This window comes from Enterobacter sp. 2VL, assembly GCF_005503595.1.
GTDB classification, from domain to species: Bacteria; Pseudomonadota; Gammaproteobacteria; order Enterobacterales; family Enterobacteriaceae; genus Enterobacter; species Enterobacter cancerogenus.
On sequence record NZ_SCNE01000001.1, the window covers coordinates 35,218 to 50,846 of the forward strand.

16 protein-coding genes are annotated in these 15,629 nt (G+C 59.9%); 9 read left to right on the plus strand and 7 right to left on the minus strand.

Annotated features, from left to right (window positions below; all coding sequences use genetic code 11):
- Positions 1-86 precede the first annotated feature (86 nt).
- The gene (locus FFS28_RS00170) at positions 87-359 is read left to right on the plus strand and encodes a YnjH family protein (protein WP_042319595.1); all 273 of its coding nucleotides are present in this window, start codon (positions 87-89) and stop codon (positions 357-359) included.
- Here the strand turns inward: FFS28_RS00170 and FFS28_RS00175 are convergent.
- Positions 319-735, minus strand: a complete 417-nt coding sequence (locus tag FFS28_RS00175) for a pyrimidine (deoxy)nucleoside triphosphate diphosphatase (protein WP_280115135.1) — start codon at positions 733-735, stop codon at positions 319-321. The genes FFS28_RS00170 and FFS28_RS00175 overlap by 41 nt on opposite strands.
- Positions 736-810: 75 nt before the next feature.
- Between FFS28_RS00175 and FFS28_RS00180 the strand changes: the two genes are divergently transcribed.
- A complete protein-coding gene (locus FFS28_RS00180; protein ID WP_137848410.1) occupies positions 811-1,380 on the plus strand; it encodes a carboxymuconolactone decarboxylase family protein in 570 nt (189 codons plus the stop codon).
- On the plus strand, positions 1,373-1,990 hold the full coding sequence (locus tag FFS28_RS00185) for a CDP-alcohol phosphatidyltransferase family protein (protein WP_137848411.1): 618 nt from the start codon (positions 1,373-1,375) through the stop codon (positions 1,988-1,990). Before FFS28_RS00180 ends, FFS28_RS00185 begins: the two co-directional genes overlap by 8 nt.
- Here the strand turns inward: FFS28_RS00185 and FFS28_RS00190 are convergent.
- The 6 genes from FFS28_RS00190 to xthA all read right to left on the minus strand — a co-directional run bounded on the left by FFS28_RS00190 (position 1,987) and on the right by xthA (position 8,168).
- Positions 1,987-3,294 carry a rhodanese-like domain-containing protein gene (locus FFS28_RS00190; RefSeq protein WP_137848412.1) on the minus strand — a complete coding sequence of 436 codons (1,308 nt, stop codon included), beginning with the start codon at positions 3,292-3,294 and terminating at the stop codon, positions 1,987-1,989. The two genes, FFS28_RS00185 and FFS28_RS00190, sit on opposite strands and share 4 nt — an antisense overlap.
- Before the next feature lie 73 nt (positions 3,295-3,367).
- Complete coding sequence (locus tag FFS28_RS00195) at positions 3,368-3,988, minus strand: ATP-binding cassette domain-containing protein (protein WP_137848413.1); 621 nt, start codon at positions 3,986-3,988, stop codon at positions 3,368-3,370.
- Positions 3,988-5,523, minus strand: coding sequence for an ABC transporter permease family protein (locus FFS28_RS00200; protein ID WP_137848414.1), 1,536 nt, complete (start codon positions 5,521-5,523; stop codon positions 3,988-3,990). Before FFS28_RS00200 ends, FFS28_RS00195 begins: the two co-directional genes overlap by 1 nt.
- Positions 5,496-6,665 (minus strand): ABC transporter substrate-binding protein, encoded by a 1,170-nt coding sequence (locus FFS28_RS00205; protein WP_137848415.1) that lies wholly within the window; start codon positions 6,663-6,665, stop codon positions 5,496-5,498. The genes FFS28_RS00200 and FFS28_RS00205 overlap by 28 nt, the downstream gene beginning before the upstream one ends.
- A gap of 6 nt (positions 6,666-6,671) precedes the next feature.
- Entirely contained in the window at positions 6,672-7,355 is a 684-nt protein-coding gene (locus FFS28_RS00210; protein ID WP_137848416.1) for a TVP38/TMEM64 family protein, read from the minus strand.
- A 6-nt stretch (positions 7,356-7,361) separates the two neighbouring features.
- Entirely contained in the window at positions 7,362-8,168 is an 807-nt protein-coding gene (gene xthA / locus FFS28_RS00215) for an exodeoxyribonuclease III (RefSeq protein ID WP_088207463.1), read from the minus strand.
- 433 nt (positions 8,169-8,601) lie between these two features.
- Here xthA and astC point away from each other — a divergent pair, with 433 nt between their 5' ends.
- From astC to spy, 6 genes are all read left to right on the plus strand, one after another.
- A complete protein-coding gene (gene astC, locus FFS28_RS00220) occupies positions 8,602-9,822 on the plus strand; it encodes a succinylornithine/acetylornithine transaminase (protein WP_137848417.1) in 1,221 nt (406 codons plus the stop codon).
- Complete coding sequence (astA, locus tag FFS28_RS00225) at positions 9,819-10,853, plus strand: arginine N-succinyltransferase (RefSeq protein WP_137848418.1); 1,035 nt, start codon at positions 9,819-9,821, stop codon at positions 10,851-10,853. The genes astC and astA overlap by 4 nt, the downstream gene beginning before the upstream one ends.
- Complete coding sequence (gene astD / locus FFS28_RS00230; RefSeq protein ID WP_137848419.1) at positions 10,850-12,337, plus strand: succinylglutamate-semialdehyde dehydrogenase; 1,488 nt, start codon at positions 10,850-10,852, stop codon at positions 12,335-12,337. The genes astA and astD overlap by 4 nt, the downstream gene beginning before the upstream one ends.
- Positions 12,324-13,649 carry an N-succinylarginine dihydrolase gene (astB, locus tag FFS28_RS00235; RefSeq protein ID WP_137848420.1) on the plus strand — a complete coding sequence of 442 codons (1,326 nt, stop codon included), beginning with the start codon at positions 12,324-12,326 and terminating at the stop codon, positions 13,647-13,649. The genes astD and astB overlap by 14 nt, the downstream gene beginning before the upstream one ends.
- A 10-nt stretch (positions 13,650-13,659) precedes the next feature.
- Entirely contained in the window at positions 13,660-14,625 is a 966-nt protein-coding gene (gene astE / locus FFS28_RS00240) for a succinylglutamate desuccinylase (RefSeq protein ID WP_137848421.1), read from the plus strand.
- Positions 14,626-14,962: 337 nt separating this feature from the next.
- Entirely contained in the window at positions 14,963-15,457 is a 495-nt protein-coding gene (gene spy / locus FFS28_RS00245) for an ATP-independent periplasmic protein-refolding chaperone Spy (RefSeq protein ID WP_137848422.1), read from the plus strand.
- The last annotated feature ends 172 nt before the right edge of the window (positions 15,458-15,629 follow it).

Below are 15,629 nucleotides of genomic sequence, written 5' to 3' on the forward strand. Positions count from 1 at the left end.
ATAAAAAACGATGATGAGATAAATTAAAGGTTCGGCCCGGGTTTACCGTTATAGTCATTATCAGGACACAACAGGAAGAACCGTCTATGAACCGTTATATCGCCACTGCCTTACTCGCGCTTCTGTCCGCAACGGCGCAGGCCGACCGTATTCGCCCGGACGTGGAGGTAAACGTCCCGCCAGAGGTGTTCAGCTCCGGGGGGCAGCGTGCGCAGCCCTGTAACCAGTGCTGCATCTATCAGGATCAAAACTACTCGGAAGGCGCGGTCGTTAAAGCGGACGGCGTGCTGTTGCAGTGCCAGCGCGATGAACGCACTATCAGCACGAACCCGCTGGTCTGGCGGCGCGTAAAAGCATAAAGGCCTCAAGCAGAGGGATATCCGCAGGTGCAAGGGCGTAGCGCAAGGCCTCCTCGGGAGAGCACCACGCCAGCGCGCTGTGATAGTGTGCGGTGAGTTCTCCGCGCCAGGCGGGAACATGCCAGGCATGCAGATGGATAATCCGCTGCGACACTTCACGCTGGTGGCTGGCGACATATACCCCCGGTTCGGCGTCGATACCCAACTCTTCGCGCAGCTCGCGGATCAACGCCTGAGGCTGGGTTTCACCGGCCTCGACTTTGCCGCCCGCGAATTCCCACATCCCGGGCTGATCGGCATGTGGCGGTCGCTGGGCCAGTAAAATTTTGTCGTCTTTTTCGATAATTGCCGCAACGACATCGACTATTTTCAGCATGGTCATCAATGATTGGTAAAGAAAAACGACATATTATCGTGCCCTTTGAAAGAGTCCAGTCATCAGGAGAAGCAGGTGAAAGAGACAACCACCTGGGTTGCACCCGTCAAAAACCTTCCCGTCAGCCTAAAACCGATTGCCGCCATGCAGAAGAAACACTTCGGCGCGGTGCTGAACCCCACGCGCTGGTGGGCGCGCATGCCGCCTCTGTTTTGGCTGGTGGCGCTGTTTGTCGGTTTTCTTGAACGGCGCAAGGCGCGCCTCAGCCCGGTGCTCCGTTCTCTGCTGATGACCCGCGTCTCCCAGCTTTGCCACTGCGCATTCTGTATTGATGCCAACAGCCTGCGCCTGGCCGAGCGTGCGGGAGCGCTGGATAAAGCACAGGCTGTCAGCGACTGGTACCATTCTGCGCTGTTCAGCGAGGAGGAGCGCGCCGCGCTGGCGTATGCCGAGGCGGTAACGGCTACGCCGCCTCGGGTGGATGATGAGCTCAAACAGCGTCTGCATCGCCACTTTTCCGATGCGGCCATCACCGAGATGACGGCGCTGATCGCCTTCCAGAATCTGTCAGCCCGCTTCAATGCCGCCCTGGAGATTCCGTCCCAGGGGCTGTGCGCCATCGTTAAAGAGACCCCCCATGCTTGATCGCCACCTGCACCCGCGCATCAAACCGATGTTGAACACGCTCGTCGCCGCACTAGACAAGCCTTTTATTACGCCAGATGGCGTAACCCTGGTCGGGTTTGCGGTGGGGGTACTGGCGCTGCCGTTTCTGGCGCTGGGCTGGTACCCGGCGGCACTGTTTGCCATTCTGGTAAACCGGCTTATGGATGGACTGGACGGTGCGCTGGCGCGCCGCAGAGGGCTGAGTGATGCTGGAGGATTTCTTGATATCGCGCTCGATTTTCTGTTCTACGCGCTGGTGCCGTTTGGCTTTGCCCTTGCCGCGCCTGCAGAAAATGCGCTGGCCGCCGCCTGGCTGCTGTTCGCCTTTATCGGTACCGGCAGCAGCTTTCTGGCGTTTGCCGCGCTGGCGGCGAAGCACAACATTGATAACCCGGGCTATGCGCACAAGTCGTTTTACTATATTGGCGGGTTAACGGAAGGAACGGAGACTATCGCGCTGTTCGTGCTGTGCTGCCTGTTCCCGGCACACTTCACGCTGTTTGCGTGGGTATTCGGCGCGTTGTGCTGGCTGACCACCACAACGCGCATCTGGAGCGGCTACGTGACGCTGAAGTCACTTATCCGCTAGCGAACGCTTTCAGGCCCGCGCTCACCGGTGACGATCGGGTTTTTCGGATCGGCACTCCATTCGTACCAGCCGCCGTCGTATACGGCGACGTTTTTCCAGCCCATTGCGCGCGCGTACATGAAGGTTTCTGACGCGCGCCAGCCGGTACCGCAGTAGAACGCCACGTGCTGATCCGGCAGGATGTTCCACGTTTTCCACATGGCGGCAATGTCATCGGCGCTGCGCATGGTGCCGTCCGGGTTATGGAAGTCTTCCATGTGCGTAGCGTCGCTGCCCGCATGGCCCCAGCGTGCCCCGGCGATTTCACCTTTTGGCTTGATGTAGCTGTAGCCGCTGGTTTCGCCGATAAACTCCGGCCATGAACGAATACTCACCAGCGAAGCGTCCTGGCGATGCAGCATCCCTCTGGCCTGTTCCATATCCACCATCAGCTGAGGCTGGCCGGGGATCGGTGCGCCAAAGTCAGGCGCGGGTTTGACCTTCGCAGGCATACCACGCTCTACGGGCAGCCCCGCATCGGACCATGTTTTCCAGCCGCCATCGAGAATGCGCACATCCTTCACGCCGGCGTACAGCATGATTTGCGCCACGCGCGCGGCGGCGTACACGTCGCGACCATACAGAATCACGGTGGTGTCATGACGGATACCGTTTTTGGCCAGCAGCGCTTTCAGCTTGTCGTCCGACACTTTGTTCCACAGCGGCTCGCTTTCCACATCGTTGGTGTCAATGTAGCCCGCGCCGGGAATGTGGCTCAGCAGGTAGAGCTTCGGCGCGCCCCAGGCGGCTTCAACTATTTTCCAGTCGCCCGCCGGGGCGGCAGTGACGGGCTTACCCTGCTGCAAATTATGGATCCACTCGGGATAGACCAGTTGCTCAAAATGCGGCAAACGTTGCAGACGATCGGCGTGCGTCAGGGCATCGCTCAGCAATGACACGTGGGTAAAGCCCGCTTTTTCCAGGCGCGCTTGTACGGCCTGATTGTCACTGTCGCTGCCGTAGAGGGCAATCGCCGTGGCGGGTGTCAGATGGTGCTGTTTCGCCCAGGCGCTGAGCTGGTCATCGCTCATCGCCCCAAGCCAGGATGCCGAAAGGTTCAGGGCGGCAGGCTCATGCCCGGAGGATGCACCCGGCGTCTGCGGCCAGCCGTTATAAAATGCACTCGGGCGGGTATCGATCGCCGCGCCATGCTGTTGCTGAAGCTGGGCGAGGGTCAGTGAAGTGGCCATATCAGCCGCAACGGAGGAGAAAGAGGCGAGGCCGCAAAGCAGGGCCAGCGCGGTCAGTTGAGAAACACGTTTCATCGTAAAACCTGACGTCAGTAAAAGAGTGCGCCATTGTCCTCTCTCCGGTTACAAAAAACATTGCGTTAGCACATTATTGCCAGCGGGAAAGCGCAATCACCTCACCGTCAGGCGGGATGTCCTCTTCATCGTGGGTAACCAGCACCACCGGAATATTGCGGGTGCGAACGGCATCAAAGACCCATTCCCGAAAAGATTCCCTCAGCGCCTTGTCGAGGCGGCTGAACGGCTCATCAAGCAGCAGGGCCTGCGGTTCGGCGAGCAGGGCGCGCAGCAGGCTTACTCTGGCGCGCTCCCCGCCAGAAAGCGTAGCCGGATCGCTGGCGTAGCGGTGCGCCATACCGGCAGACGCCAGCGCCTGCTGGACGGCCTCGCGCCGGGCGCGTCCGGCGATCCGGGCCGGGAGGGCCAGCATCAGATTTTGCCCGACGCTAAAGTGATCGAACAGCAGGGCATCCTGAAACAGAATGCCCAGCCCACGCTGTTCCACGGGCAGGGTATCGCAGCGGCGGCCATTCAGCCACAGTTCGCCGCGCGCCTGAAAATCGGCTGACAGCGCGCCCACCATCCAGGAAAACAGCGTCGATTTCCCGCAGCCGGAGGGGCCCATCAGCGTGACGATGTGCCCTGGCGGGACGCAGAAACTGACCTGCCGAAAAAGCGGCTCAATGGTGAGGTTGTCTATTTTCAGCACTAGCGTAGTCCTTTGCGGTAGCGGCCTGCGAGCCGGGATAACAGCGCGGCGGCAGCAAATATACTGCCGGTGACCAGCAGCAGGCCCAGCGCCAGGTTTGCCAGCACCGGGACACTGCCGCCGCTGCCGAGTGCGACGGCCTCGGTGGTCAGCGTGGCGTAGCGCCCCGCACCCAGCCAGAGCGTCGGCATGTATTGCGCCATGCTCACCGAAAAGCCCGTGGCAAACGCCAGCAGGGCAGGCCGGATCAGCAGGGGGCATTTCAGCAGAACAAAAATTTTAGTCCGACGCCAGCCGAGCGTTTTGGCCGTCAGGATCAGCCTCGGGTCAAGCCTGCGCCACGCGGGTTGCAGAATCAGCAACATCCACGGCACCACCCACAAAAGGTGGCCCCACAGGACGGCGGTATACTGTCCGTCCATCCCCAGTCGTAGCGCAAGGTCATACTGGCCGGAAACCAGCGGCAGTGCGGGAAGCGCCAGCGGAAGCCACACCCACAACGCGCGGCGTTGCGGCCCCCATTCGAGCCAGAAAAAAATGATGACCAGCGCCAGCAGGCTGGATAGCAGGCCAAGCGACAGGCTGGTGGTGTAGAGGGCAAGGTCGACCTCGCGATAGCGCGCCAGCATCACCAGCACCGCGGCGCAAAGCACGCCGCAGCCGGGCAGAAACCCGGCCCCCGCGCTGAGGGGGAGTCGGGCGTGTGATGCCCGCCGTATGCCGGACAAATCCGGCAGCGTGCGCCGCCAGGTATTCCAGATGCCATAGCCCATCGCGGCCAGTACGGCCAGCAGCACCAGCAGGATCACGCACAGCAGCGTTCCTTTCACCTGCTGCTGGGCATCGCCCTGGCTCAGCCAGTGCCACGCCAGCACCGCCAGTGTCGGCGGGTTGCCTGGCCCCAGAACGATGGCGACATCGACCACGGAGAGCGACCAGGCGAGCACGGCCAGCATTACGGCGCCCAGCGCAGGGGCAATGGTCGGCAGGATCAGCAGACGCAGCGTCTGCAGGCGGCCATAGCCGAGGGTCTGTAACACCAGTTTTTGCTGCGCAAGCGGGTGCTCAGACAGTACGGCGTACAGCATCCACAGCACAAACGCGCTCTCCTTGACGGCAAGCGTCAGCCCAAGGCCGATCCCGTACCGGTCCATCTGCGCGGTACACAGCGCGCAAATTTGATAGAAGAGGCCGCCTTCAGCAAAGGTCAGCAGCACGCTGGTGGCGAAGGCCACGTGAGGAATGGCTAAAAGCCACGGCAGGCGGCTGCTCAACTGCCGCCAGCGCTCGCCGGGCCAGAGAAGTGTCACCAGGCTCAGGGCGATAAACAACGCGCCGAGCGTGGCAATCAATGCCGAGACCAGCGTGGCGGCCAGTGCCTGCGGCAACTGGGGATCGCTCATCAGCGACAGCCAGTTGTCGGGGCTGAACGCCGGCGCCAGCAGTAAGCCCGCCGCCGGGAGCATCGGCAGATAGATGACCGCCATCGCCAGCCAGACCAGGGCGCTTAACGCGTGCCGTAGCGGCGCAGCCATTCCTGCTCCAGTGCGTTAACCCAGGCGGCATGCGGCTCGGCAAGCATTGCGGGCAGGCCCGCAGGCGTGTGTGCGGCAAGCCTCTGCGCTGCTTTTGCGGGAAGGGTACGGGCATCGAGGACGCTCGGATCGCCCCAGATTGCCGGATCGGCCTTGCGGATCTGCGCCTCTGGAGAGAGCAGGAAATTGGCGACCACTTTCGCGCCTGCGCCCGAGCGGGCGTTGGCCGGTATGGCGACAAAATGAACGTTGCCGATCGTGCCGTCGCGAAAACCGAAGCTGTAGCTATCGTCAGGCAGTTCGCCGCTGGCAACCTTTTGCCGGGCGTGCGCCGGGTTGAAGGTCAGCGAGAGGTTCAGGCTGCCGCTGGCGAGCAGCGCGTCCATGCGCGCGGGCGACGGCGGGAAATCTTTCCCTTCGCGCCACAGCAGCGGATGCAGCTGGTCGAGATAGCGCCACAGCGGGGCGGTGACCTCGGCAAAGGTATCATCGGGGGCGTTGCGCAGTGCCTCAGGCCGTGGGGTGAGCGTCAGGAGCAACTGCTCCAGAAACGCAGTACCGGTAAAATCCGGCGGACGCGGATAGCTGATTTTACCCGGATGCTGCCGGGCGTAATCCAGCAGGGCCTGAGGATCTTCCGGCGGCACGGGCATGCTGGCTTTGCGGGCGATAAAGGTCAGCTGCGCGCCGCCCCACGGCGATTCTGCGCCCTCGGTCGGGATGGCAAAATCTTCGGTCACCGGTTTGCGGGTATCGACATAGCGCCAGTTTGGCAGCGCCTGCGCCCACCCGGTTTGCAGCAGGTTAGCCTCTTTCAGCGTGCGGAAGTTTTCGCCGTTAACCCACAGTAGATCAACCGAGCCGCGGGTGGTGCGTCCGGCGGCATGCTCGGTCTGAATGCGTTTCACCGCATCGGCGGCATCCGCCAGATGCACGATCTTAAGGGTGATGGCGTAATGCGTTTTCATTTCGTCGCTCACCCAGTCAAGGTAGCGATTCACCGCGGGGTCGCCGCCCCAGGCATTAAACCAGACGGTCTGGCCCTGGGCCTCGTGCTGGAGGGTTTGCCAGTCGTCGGTGGCAAAGACGGGGGCCGCCATCAGCAGGCCGGTAAGAAACGCGCAAAAACGCACACGGCGCATAATGCCTCACTTTTTTGATGAAAGGGGATAACGAGAAAACAGCCAGCGGGTAACCAGCGGCAATAACCCCAGTAGTGTAAGGGCGAATACCAGGCCTGGCGACAGAATATCGCCAGGCCTGGTCAGTTTTCCCAGCTCGCGCCCGGCATTAAGAAAGATAGCCGTGGCGGGCAGCATCGCAAGCTGGCTTATCCACCAGTAGCGCCGCACGCTGAGATGCGTCAGCCCCATCAGCAGATTAACCAGGAAAAACGGGAACAGCGGCATCAGGCGCAGGGCGAAAAGATAGCGCGCGCCATCGCGGTCCATACCCGCATTAATCGTGGACATCTGCCGGGCAAAGCGCTGCTGGACCCACTCACGTAACACGTAGCGGCTGGCAAGCATCGCCAGCGTAGCCCCGAGCGTCGAGGCAAACGAGACCAGCACCAGGCCTTCCCCCAGGCTGAACAGCGCCCCGCCGAGCAGCGTCAGGATCGCCGCGCCGGGGATCGAGAGCGCCGACACCAGCGTATAGATCGCAAAAAAGAGCGCAGCACTTTGCAGCGGTGCCTGTGCTTTCGCCGCGAGCAGCGACTGGTGGTGGGTTTGTATGGCGTTCAGGGAGAGCACGCCCGGTGGAAGCCAGGCCCACGCCAGCGCAAATGCGCCCAGAAGGGCGCACAGGAAAAGCGTTTTACGAATGTTCACACAGAATTACAGCTTAAATTTCGCCCACACCGGCGCGTGGTCAGACGGCTTTTCCATACCGCGGATGTCGTAGTCGATCCCGGTTTCGATGCAGCGCTCGGCCAGCGGCGCGCTTGCCAGCAGCAGGTCAATGCGCAGGCCACGGTTGTCATCAAAGCCTTTTGAGCGGTAGTCAAACCACGAGAAACGATCCTGCGTGTCCGGGTTGGCGGCGCGGAAGGTATCCACCAGGCCCCAGCCCATCAGGCGATCCATCCACTCGCGTTCTTCCGGCAGGAATGAACATTTGCCGGTGCGCAGCCAGCGCTTACGGCTCTCTTCACCAATGCCGATATCCAGATCGGTCGGGCTGATGTTGACATCGCCCATGATCAGCACCGGGTTCTCTTTGTTCAGTTCAGTTGTCAGGTAGTCCTGCAGATCCTGATAGAACTTCGCTTTAGCCGGGAACTTGGTCGGATGGTCGCGGCTTTCGCCCTGCGGGAAGTAGCCGTTGATCACCGTGATATTGCCAAGCGGGGAGGGGATCTCCGCCATGATAATGCGACGCTGCGCTTCACCGTCATCGCCCGGGAAGCCGCGGCGCACGGAAACCGGCGTCTCTTTGGTCAGTAGCGCCACGCCGTAGTGGCCTTTCTGGCCGTGATAAAAGACGTTGTAGCCCAGTTTCGCCACCTCTTCGAGGGGGAACATGTCGTCGTGAACTTTTGTCTCCTGCAGGCCAATAACATCAGGCTGATGTTGCTCAACAATCGCTTCAAGCTGGTGTGGGCGGGCGCGCAGGCCGTTGATATTAAAAGAGACAAATTTCATAGTCGCTGCCAGTGCATGGTGAATAGTGCAGGGATGGTAGCAGAATTTTGGCCCGCTGTTATCGGGTTTGACCAATAACTGCGACAGAGGCTCCCGACGGTGCAATTTTTGCACCATTCTGAGGCGCGTTGCCCTGATAAAGCGCGTAAACGGTCGGGAAATTTCGCGAGCGATCACAATTCCAGAATTATATTTGGCCTCTGCATACTCTTTCTGGTTTTCATACCGCCGGATGCCGCTTTGCGTAAAAATATTCACTTTTTATGCATTAACAGTGAATAACTCCATATCGCAACTTCTTGATATTGTGTCCTCCTGACCCGTTTATGCATTTTTATCGCTGGCTGGCACGAACTCTGCAATCTACATTCACAGTGCAAACACTCAATTATTTAACATTTAAACAACTTTTTATTTACCGGATGAGGTCGCTATGTCTCTGTCAATTACGCGTGAAAATTTTAATGAATGGATGATGCCGGTTTACGCTCCGGCGGCTTTTATTCCGGTACGTGGGGAAGGTTCGCGCCTGTGGGATCAGCAGGGCAAAGAGTATATCGATTTTGCCGGTGGCATTGCGGTAAATGCGCTGGGCCATGCTCACCCGGCGCTGCGCCAGGCGCTGAATGACCAGGCGGCAAAATTCTGGCATACCGGCAATGGCTACACCAACGAGCCGGCGCTGCGGCTGGCAAAAAAGCTGATCGACGCGACCTTTGCTGAAAAATTGTTTTTCTGCAACTCGGGGGCAGAAGCGAATGAGGCAGCGCTGAAGCTGGCGCGCAAATACGCCCACGATAAGTTTGGGGCGCACAAGAGCGGCATCGTGGCGTTTAAAAATGCTTTCCACGGACGCACGCTGTTCACCGTCAGCGCGGGCGGCCAGCCCTCTTACTCGCAGGATTTCGCGCCGCTGCCGCCGGACATCCGTCACGCCAGCTATAACGATTTGCAGTCGGCCAGCGAACTGATTAACGATTCCACCTGCGCGGTGATTGTCGAACCGATGCAGGGCGAAGGCGGTGTGCTCCCGGCGCAACAGGCGTTTTTACAGGGGCTGCGCGAACTGTGTGACCGCCATAACGCGGTGCTGATTTTCGACGAAGTGCAGACAGGCGTTGGCCGCACCGGCGAGCTGTATGCCTACATGCACTACGGCGTGACGCCGGACGTGCTCTCCACGGCCAAAGCGCTGGGCGGTGGGTTCCCGGTAGGGGCGATTCTGACGACCGATAAATTCGCCAGCGTGATGACCGTCGGCACCCACGGGACGACGTACGGCGGTAACCCGCTCGCCTCAGCCGTCGCCGGGCAGGTGCTGGACATCATTAATACGCCGGAGGTGCTGAACGGCGTCAAGCAGCGCCACGACTGGTTTGTAGAACGTCTTACCGCCATTAACGCTAAGACCGGCCTGTTTAAAGAGATCCGCGGCCTGGGGCTGTTGATTGGCTGCGAACTCGCGCCTGAGTTTGCCGGGAAAGCGAAGCTCATCTCGCAGGAAGCGGCAAAACTGGGCGTGATGGTACTGATTGCCGGTGCCAACGTGGTGCGATTCGCGCCCGCGCTGATCGTGACCGAAGAGGAGATCCGCACCGGGCTGGATCGCTTCGCACTGGCCTGCGAACAGGTGAAATCCGGGGTGTCATCATGATGGTTATCCGTCCCGTTGAGCACGGCGATCTCGCCGGGCTCATGCAGCTTGCCGGTAAGACAGGGGGCGGGCTGACCTCGCTGCCTGCCGATGAAACTACGCTGTCGGCGCGCATCGAGCGCGCCCTGCAAACCTGGCAGGGGACGTTGCCAAAAAGCGAACAGGGTTACGTGTTCGTGCTGGAAGATACTGACACCGGCACCGTGGCCGGGATTTGCGCCATCGAAGTGGCCGTCGGGCTAAACGACCCGTGGTACAACTACCGCGTTGGCACCATGGTTCACGCCTCAAAAGAGCTGAATGTCTATAACGCGCTGCCGACGCTGTTTCTTTGTAACGACCACACCGGTAGCAGCGAGCTGTGCACGCTGTTCCTCGATCCGCAGTGGCGCAAAGAGGGCAACGGTTATCTGCTGTCCAAATCGCGCTTTATGTTTATGGCCGCGTTTCGCGACCGCTTCAATGAAAAAGTGGTCGCCGAGATGCGCGGCGTGATCGACGAGAAAGGCTACTCGCCGTTCTGGGAAAGCCTGGGCGAGCGCTTCTTCTCGATGGAGTTCAGCCGGGCGGATTACCTTTGCGGCACCGGGCAGAAAGCGTTTATCGCCGAGCTGATGCCAAAGCATCCTATTTATACCCATTTCCTCAGCCCGCAGGCGCAGGCGGTGATTGGCGAAGTTCATCCGCAAACCGCGCCTGCCCGCGCGGTGCTGGAGAAAGAAGGTTTCCGCTATCGTAACTACGTCGACATCTTTGACGGCGGGCCGACGCTGGAATGCGATATCGATCGCGTGCGCGCGATCCGTAAAAGCCGCCTGGTGACGGTGGCCGAAGGCCAGCCCGCACCCGGCGAATGGCCTGCCTGTATGGTCTCGAACGAGCAGGATGAAAATTTCCGCGCCATGCTGGTGCGCACCAACCCGAAATGCGAGCGCCTGATATTGACGGCGGCGCAACTTGATGCCCTGAAATGTAACCCTGGCGACAAGGTTCGCCTGGTGCGACTTTGCCCTGAGGAGAAAACAGCATGACTTTATGGATTAACGGCGACTGGATCACGGGCGAAGGCGAACCGCGCGTTAAAACTAACCCGGTGGGAAAAGAGGTGCTCTGGCAGGGTAACGATGCCAGCTCGGCGCAGGTGGAACAGGCGTGCCACGCGGCACGCCGTGCCTTTCCGGCCTGGGCGAAGCAGCCGTTTTCGGCACGCCAGTCCCTCGTTGAAAAATTTGCCGCGCTGCTGGATGCCAACAAAGCCGAGCTGACGCGGATCATTGCCGCCGAAACCAGTAAACCGCGCTGGGAAGCCGCCACCGAAGTGACGGCGATGATCAACAAAATCGGCATCTCGGTGAAGGCCTACCATACGCGCACCGGCGAGCAGCACACCGGGATGCCCGACGGTGCCGCTACGCTGCGCCATCGTCCGCACGGCGTGCTGGCGGTTTTTGGCCCGTATAATTTCCCCGGCCATCTGCCGAACGGTCATATCGTGCCCGCGCTGCTGGCGGGGAATACCGTTATCTTCAAACCGAGTGAGTTAACGCCCTTAACCGGCGAAGCGGTGGTAAAACTCTGGGAGCAGGCCGGGCTGCCGCCGGGCGTGCTTAACCTGGTGCAGGGGGGTCGTGAAACCGGTCAGGCGCTGAGCGCGCTGAACGATATTGACGGCCTGCTGTTTACCGGCAGCGCCGGAACGGGCTATCAACTGCATCGCCAGCTCGCCGGTCAGCCGGAGAAGATCCTGGCCCTGGAGATGGGCGGCAATAATCCGCTGATCGTCGACGATCCGGATGATATTGACGCCGCGGTACATCTGACGATCCAGTCCGCCTTTATTACCGCCGGGCAGCGCTGCACCTGCGCGCGCCGTCTGCTGGTGAAACGCGGGGCGCAGGGCGATGCGTTTCTAACGCGGCTGGTAGAGGTGTCCGCGCGTCTGGTTCCCGGGCGCTGGGATGCCGAACCGCAGCCGTTTATGGGCGGGCTGATCTCCGTGCAGGCGGCACAAAATGTGCTTAACGCCTGGCAGGAGCAGAAGGCCCGCGGCGGCAAAACGCTGCTGGAGCCGCGCCTGATCGAGCCGGGGACGTCGTTGCTGTCGCCGGGCATTATTGAGATGAGCGGTGTTAGCAGCGTGCCGGACGAAGAGGTCTTTGGGCCACTGCTGTGCGTCTGGCGTTACGACGCGTTTGACGACGCCATTGAGATGGCGAACAACACCCGCTATGGACTGTCGAGCGGGCTGATCTCACCCCAGCGCGAGAAATTTGAACAGCTGCTGTTAGAGGCGCGTGCAGGCATCGTCAACTGGAACAAACCGCTCACCGGGGCCGCCAGCACCGCGCCGTTTGGCGGCGTCGGGGCATCGGGCAACCATCGCGCCAGCGCATGGTATGCGGCAGATTACTGCGCGTGGCCGATGGCAAGCCTCGAAACGCCGACGCTAACGCTGCCGGAGACCCTTAATCCAGGGCTGGACTTCACTCAGGGAGACCGCCATGAAAGCGCGTGAAGTTAACTTTGACGGGCTGGTGGGGCTGACGCACCACTATGCCGGGCTGTCGTTTGGGAATGAAGCCTCGACGAAGCACCGCTTTCAGGTGTCGAATCCTAAACTGGCGGCAAAGCAGGGCTTGCTGAAAATGAAAGCCCTGTCGGACGCCGGGTTTCCACAGGCGGTGATCCCGCCGCAGGAGCGACCGAACGTCACGGTTCTGCGCCAGCTCGGGTTCAGCGGCAGCGACGAGCAGGTGGTCGAGAAAGCGGGAACGCAAACGCCGCACCTGCTCTCTGCCGCCAGCTCGGCCTCCTCTATGTGGGTGGCAAATGCGGCTACCGTTGCGCCGTCGGCGGATACGCTGGATGGCAAAGTGCATTTTACGGTGGCGAACCTTAACAACAAATTTCACCGGGCCACCGAAGCCGACACCACCGAGCGCGTGCTGCGCGCCATCTTCAACCATGATGGCCATTTCAGCGTGCATCAGGCGCTGCCGCAGGTGGCGATGTTCGGTGACGAAGGGGCGGCCAACCATAACCGTCTGGGCGGTGATTACGGCGAGCCTGGCCTGCAGCTCTTTGTCTATGGCCGGGAAGAGGGCGGACATGCAGCGCCTTCGCGTTACCCTGCGCGACAGACGCTGGCAGCGAGCCAGGCGGTCGCGCGTCTGAACCAGGTGAATCCCTCACAGGTGCTGTTTGCCCAGCAGAATCCCCGCGTGATTGACCAGGGTGTATTCCACAACGACGTGATTGCCGTATCCAACCGTCAGGTGCTCTTTTGTCATGAAGAGGCGTTTGCCCATCAGGACAGACTGCTCTCCACGCTGCGCGAGAAAGTGCCAGGATTTATGGCGATTCAGGTTCCCGCGCAGGCGGTGAGCGTGAAGGATGCGGTCGTAACGTACCTCTTTAATAGCCAGCTCCTGAGCCGTGACGACGGCAGCATGATGCTGGTGCTGCCGCAGGAGTCGCATAACCACGACGGCGTGTGGCGCTACCTTAACCAGCTGGCGAAGGCCGACAACCCGATCGATGAACTGCGCGTGTTTGACCTGCGCGAAAGCATGGCCAACGGCGGCGGGCCGGCCTGTTTACGCCTGCGGGTGGTGTTAACTCCAGCGGAGATGCAGGCCGTGAATCCGGCGGTCATGATGAATGACGCGCTGTTTGAAGCGCTCAACAACTGGGTGGATCGTTACTATCGTGACCGGCTGACGCATGCCGATCTGGTTGACCCGCAGCTGTTGCGCGAAGGTCGCGAGGCGCTGGACGATTTGACGACGATCCTGCGCCTCGGCTCTGTTTATCCGTTCCAGCGCTAAAGGAGAGGAAATGGAAACATTACTGGCGCTGACGCTGGCCGGGGAAACACCCGCGCAGAAGCAGGGAGAAGGCCCGTCGTTTAACTGGCAGTGGCACGGAGACGGCGTACTCGAACTTACGCCGCATGCCGACAGCAAACGTTCGCTTTTGCTCTCGGCTGGCATTCATGGCAATGAAACCGCGCCGGTCGAGATTGTCGACCTGCTGCTGCACGCGCTCTTTCGCGGTGAGATCGCTCTGCAAAACCGTCTGCTGGTGGTGCTTGGCAACCCGCCCGCGCTGGCGGAAAACAAACGCTACCTGACAAGCGACATCAACCGCATGTTTGGCGGGCGCTGGTCGCAGTTCACTGAGTGCGGGGAAACGGCGCGCGCAGCCTGGCTGGAAGGCGTTGTGGGCGCGTTTTTTGCCAAGCATGGAGAAGAACGCTGGCATCTGGATCTGCATACGGCGATCCGCGCCTCCTGGCACATGCGTTTTGGCGTACTGCCGCAGCGCAGCCAGCCGTGGGATGACGCCTTCCTCACCTGGCTCGGCGATGCTGGCCTTGAGGCGTTAGTTTTCCATCAGACGCCGGGCGGCACCTTCACCCATTTCACCTGTGAACGTTTTGGCGCGCTGGCCTGCACGCTGGAGCTGGGAAAAGCGTTGCCGTTTGGTCACAACGATCTGACGCGTTTTGCCGCCACCCATCAGGCGCTGCGGGCGCTGCTCGGTGGCATGCCGCTGGCACACGCGCCCGGGCCGGTGGAGCGCTATCGGGTGGTGCAGCAGATCACCCGGCGCAGCGAGGCGTTCCGGCTGCACATGCCAGCGCATACCCTGAATTTCACGCCGTTTCGCCAGGGGGTATTGCTGGCCGAGGACGGCGAGGAGCGTTACGAGGTGCGCCAACGCACGGAGTATGTGTTATTCCCCAATCCCGCCGTTGCATTGGGTCTGAGAGCCGGACTGATGCTGGAAAAAATGACCTGACAGTATCCCCCTCTCTTTGGGGAGAGGGGCGCTGAACATTATTTTCTTAGCGATTCACGTGATTGCCATTATTTTGCAGATTATTCCTGGTGAACTGCTTTTAAAATAATCACGACTTCGATATACTTCTTCATAATCTCTTTAAAATCATTCTGTTGAATATTTTTGTTTCATCTCTCCACGCTTTTTCCTTAATTCCTCCACAATTGGCGATAAAGTGTTTTTTACACTTTCATTGTTTTACCGTTGCTCTGACTAATTGACGATAAACCCCGTAAAGTTAATCTCGTCAACACGGCATAGCGCCGAAGAATAACTGAAAGAAAGGAAATAAATTATGCGTACATTCACTGCACTGTTTGTTGCTTCTACCCTGGCTCTGGGCGCTACCAGCATGGCCTTCGCCGCAGATACCGCGACCACTACCGCTGCTGCGCCAACCGAAGGCAAAATGATGATGCATCATAAAGGCAAGCCGTGTATGCACCACGATATGATGTTTAAAGATCTGAACCTGACCGATGCGCAGAAGCAGCAGGTTCGCGACATCATGAAAAGCCAGCGCGACCAGATGAAGCGTCCGCCGCTGGAAGAACGCCGCGCAATGCATGACATCATTGCCAGCGACAGCTTCGATAAAGCGAAAGCTGAAGCGCAAATCGACAAGATGGCCGAACAGCATAAAGCCATGATGCTGTCCCGTATGGAAACCCAGAATAAGATCTACAACATTCTGACGCCGGAACAGAAAAAACAATTTAATGCCAATTTTGAGAAGCGTCTGACAGAACGTCACGCGCCGGACGCTAAAATGCCAACACCAGCCGAATAACAGGCTCACACACTTAAGACCGCCGGGATCCTGTCCACAAAGTACAATTGCTGTGGACAGGACCGGCGGTTTTTTCTTTCATCCTCCTCTTGCCTGCCGCCAGAAGCGCGGTATTCTCCTGTTGTCGCTCCAGAGAAAATGTAAAAGAGTCATGACGTTATATTTTTTATCA

What these genes read in the sequence shown, in the direction of transcription:
- astB (WP_137848420.1), top strand. Translation starts at nt 12,324, where the DNA reads ATGAAAGCGCGTGAAGTTAACTTTGACGGGCTGGTGGGGCTGACGCAC.
- FFS28_RS00190 (WP_137848412.1), bottom strand. Translation starts at nt 3,294, where the DNA reads ATGAAACGTGTTTCTCAACTGACCGCGCTGGCCCTGCTTTGCGGCCTC.
- spy (WP_137848422.1), top strand. Translation starts at nt 14,963, where the DNA reads ATGCGTACATTCACTGCACTGTTTGTTGCTTCTACCCTGGCTCTGGGC.
- FFS28_RS00175 (WP_280115135.1), bottom strand. Translation starts at nt 735, where the DNA reads ATGCTGAAAATAGTCGATGTCGTTGCGGCAATTATCGAAAAAGACGAC.
- astA (WP_137848418.1), top strand. Translation starts at nt 9,819, where the DNA reads ATGATGGTTATCCGTCCCGTTGAGCACGGCGATCTCGCCGGGCTCATG.
- astD (WP_137848419.1), top strand. Translation starts at nt 10,850, where the DNA reads ATGACTTTATGGATTAACGGCGACTGGATCACGGGCGAAGGCGAACCG.
- astC (WP_137848417.1), top strand. Translation starts at nt 8,602, where the DNA reads ATGTCTCTGTCAATTACGCGTGAAAATTTTAATGAATGGATGATGCCG.
- FFS28_RS00185 (WP_137848411.1), top strand. Translation starts at nt 1,373, where the DNA reads ATGCTTGATCGCCACCTGCACCCGCGCATCAAACCGATGTTGAACACG.
- FFS28_RS00205 (WP_137848415.1), bottom strand. Translation starts at nt 6,665, where the DNA reads ATGCGCCGTGTGCGTTTTTGCGCGTTTCTTACCGGCCTGCTGATGGCG.
- FFS28_RS00200 (WP_137848414.1), bottom strand. Translation starts at nt 5,523, where the DNA reads ATGGCTGCGCCGCTACGGCACGCGTTAAGCGCCCTGGTCTGGCTGGCG.
- FFS28_RS00170 (WP_042319595.1), top strand. Translation starts at nt 87, where the DNA reads ATGAACCGTTATATCGCCACTGCCTTACTCGCGCTTCTGTCCGCAACG.
- xthA (WP_088207463.1), bottom strand. Translation starts at nt 8,168, where the DNA reads ATGAAATTTGTCTCTTTTAATATCAACGGCCTGCGCGCCCGCCCACAC.
- astE (WP_137848421.1), top strand. Translation starts at nt 13,660, where the DNA reads ATGGAAACATTACTGGCGCTGACGCTGGCCGGGGAAACACCCGCGCAG.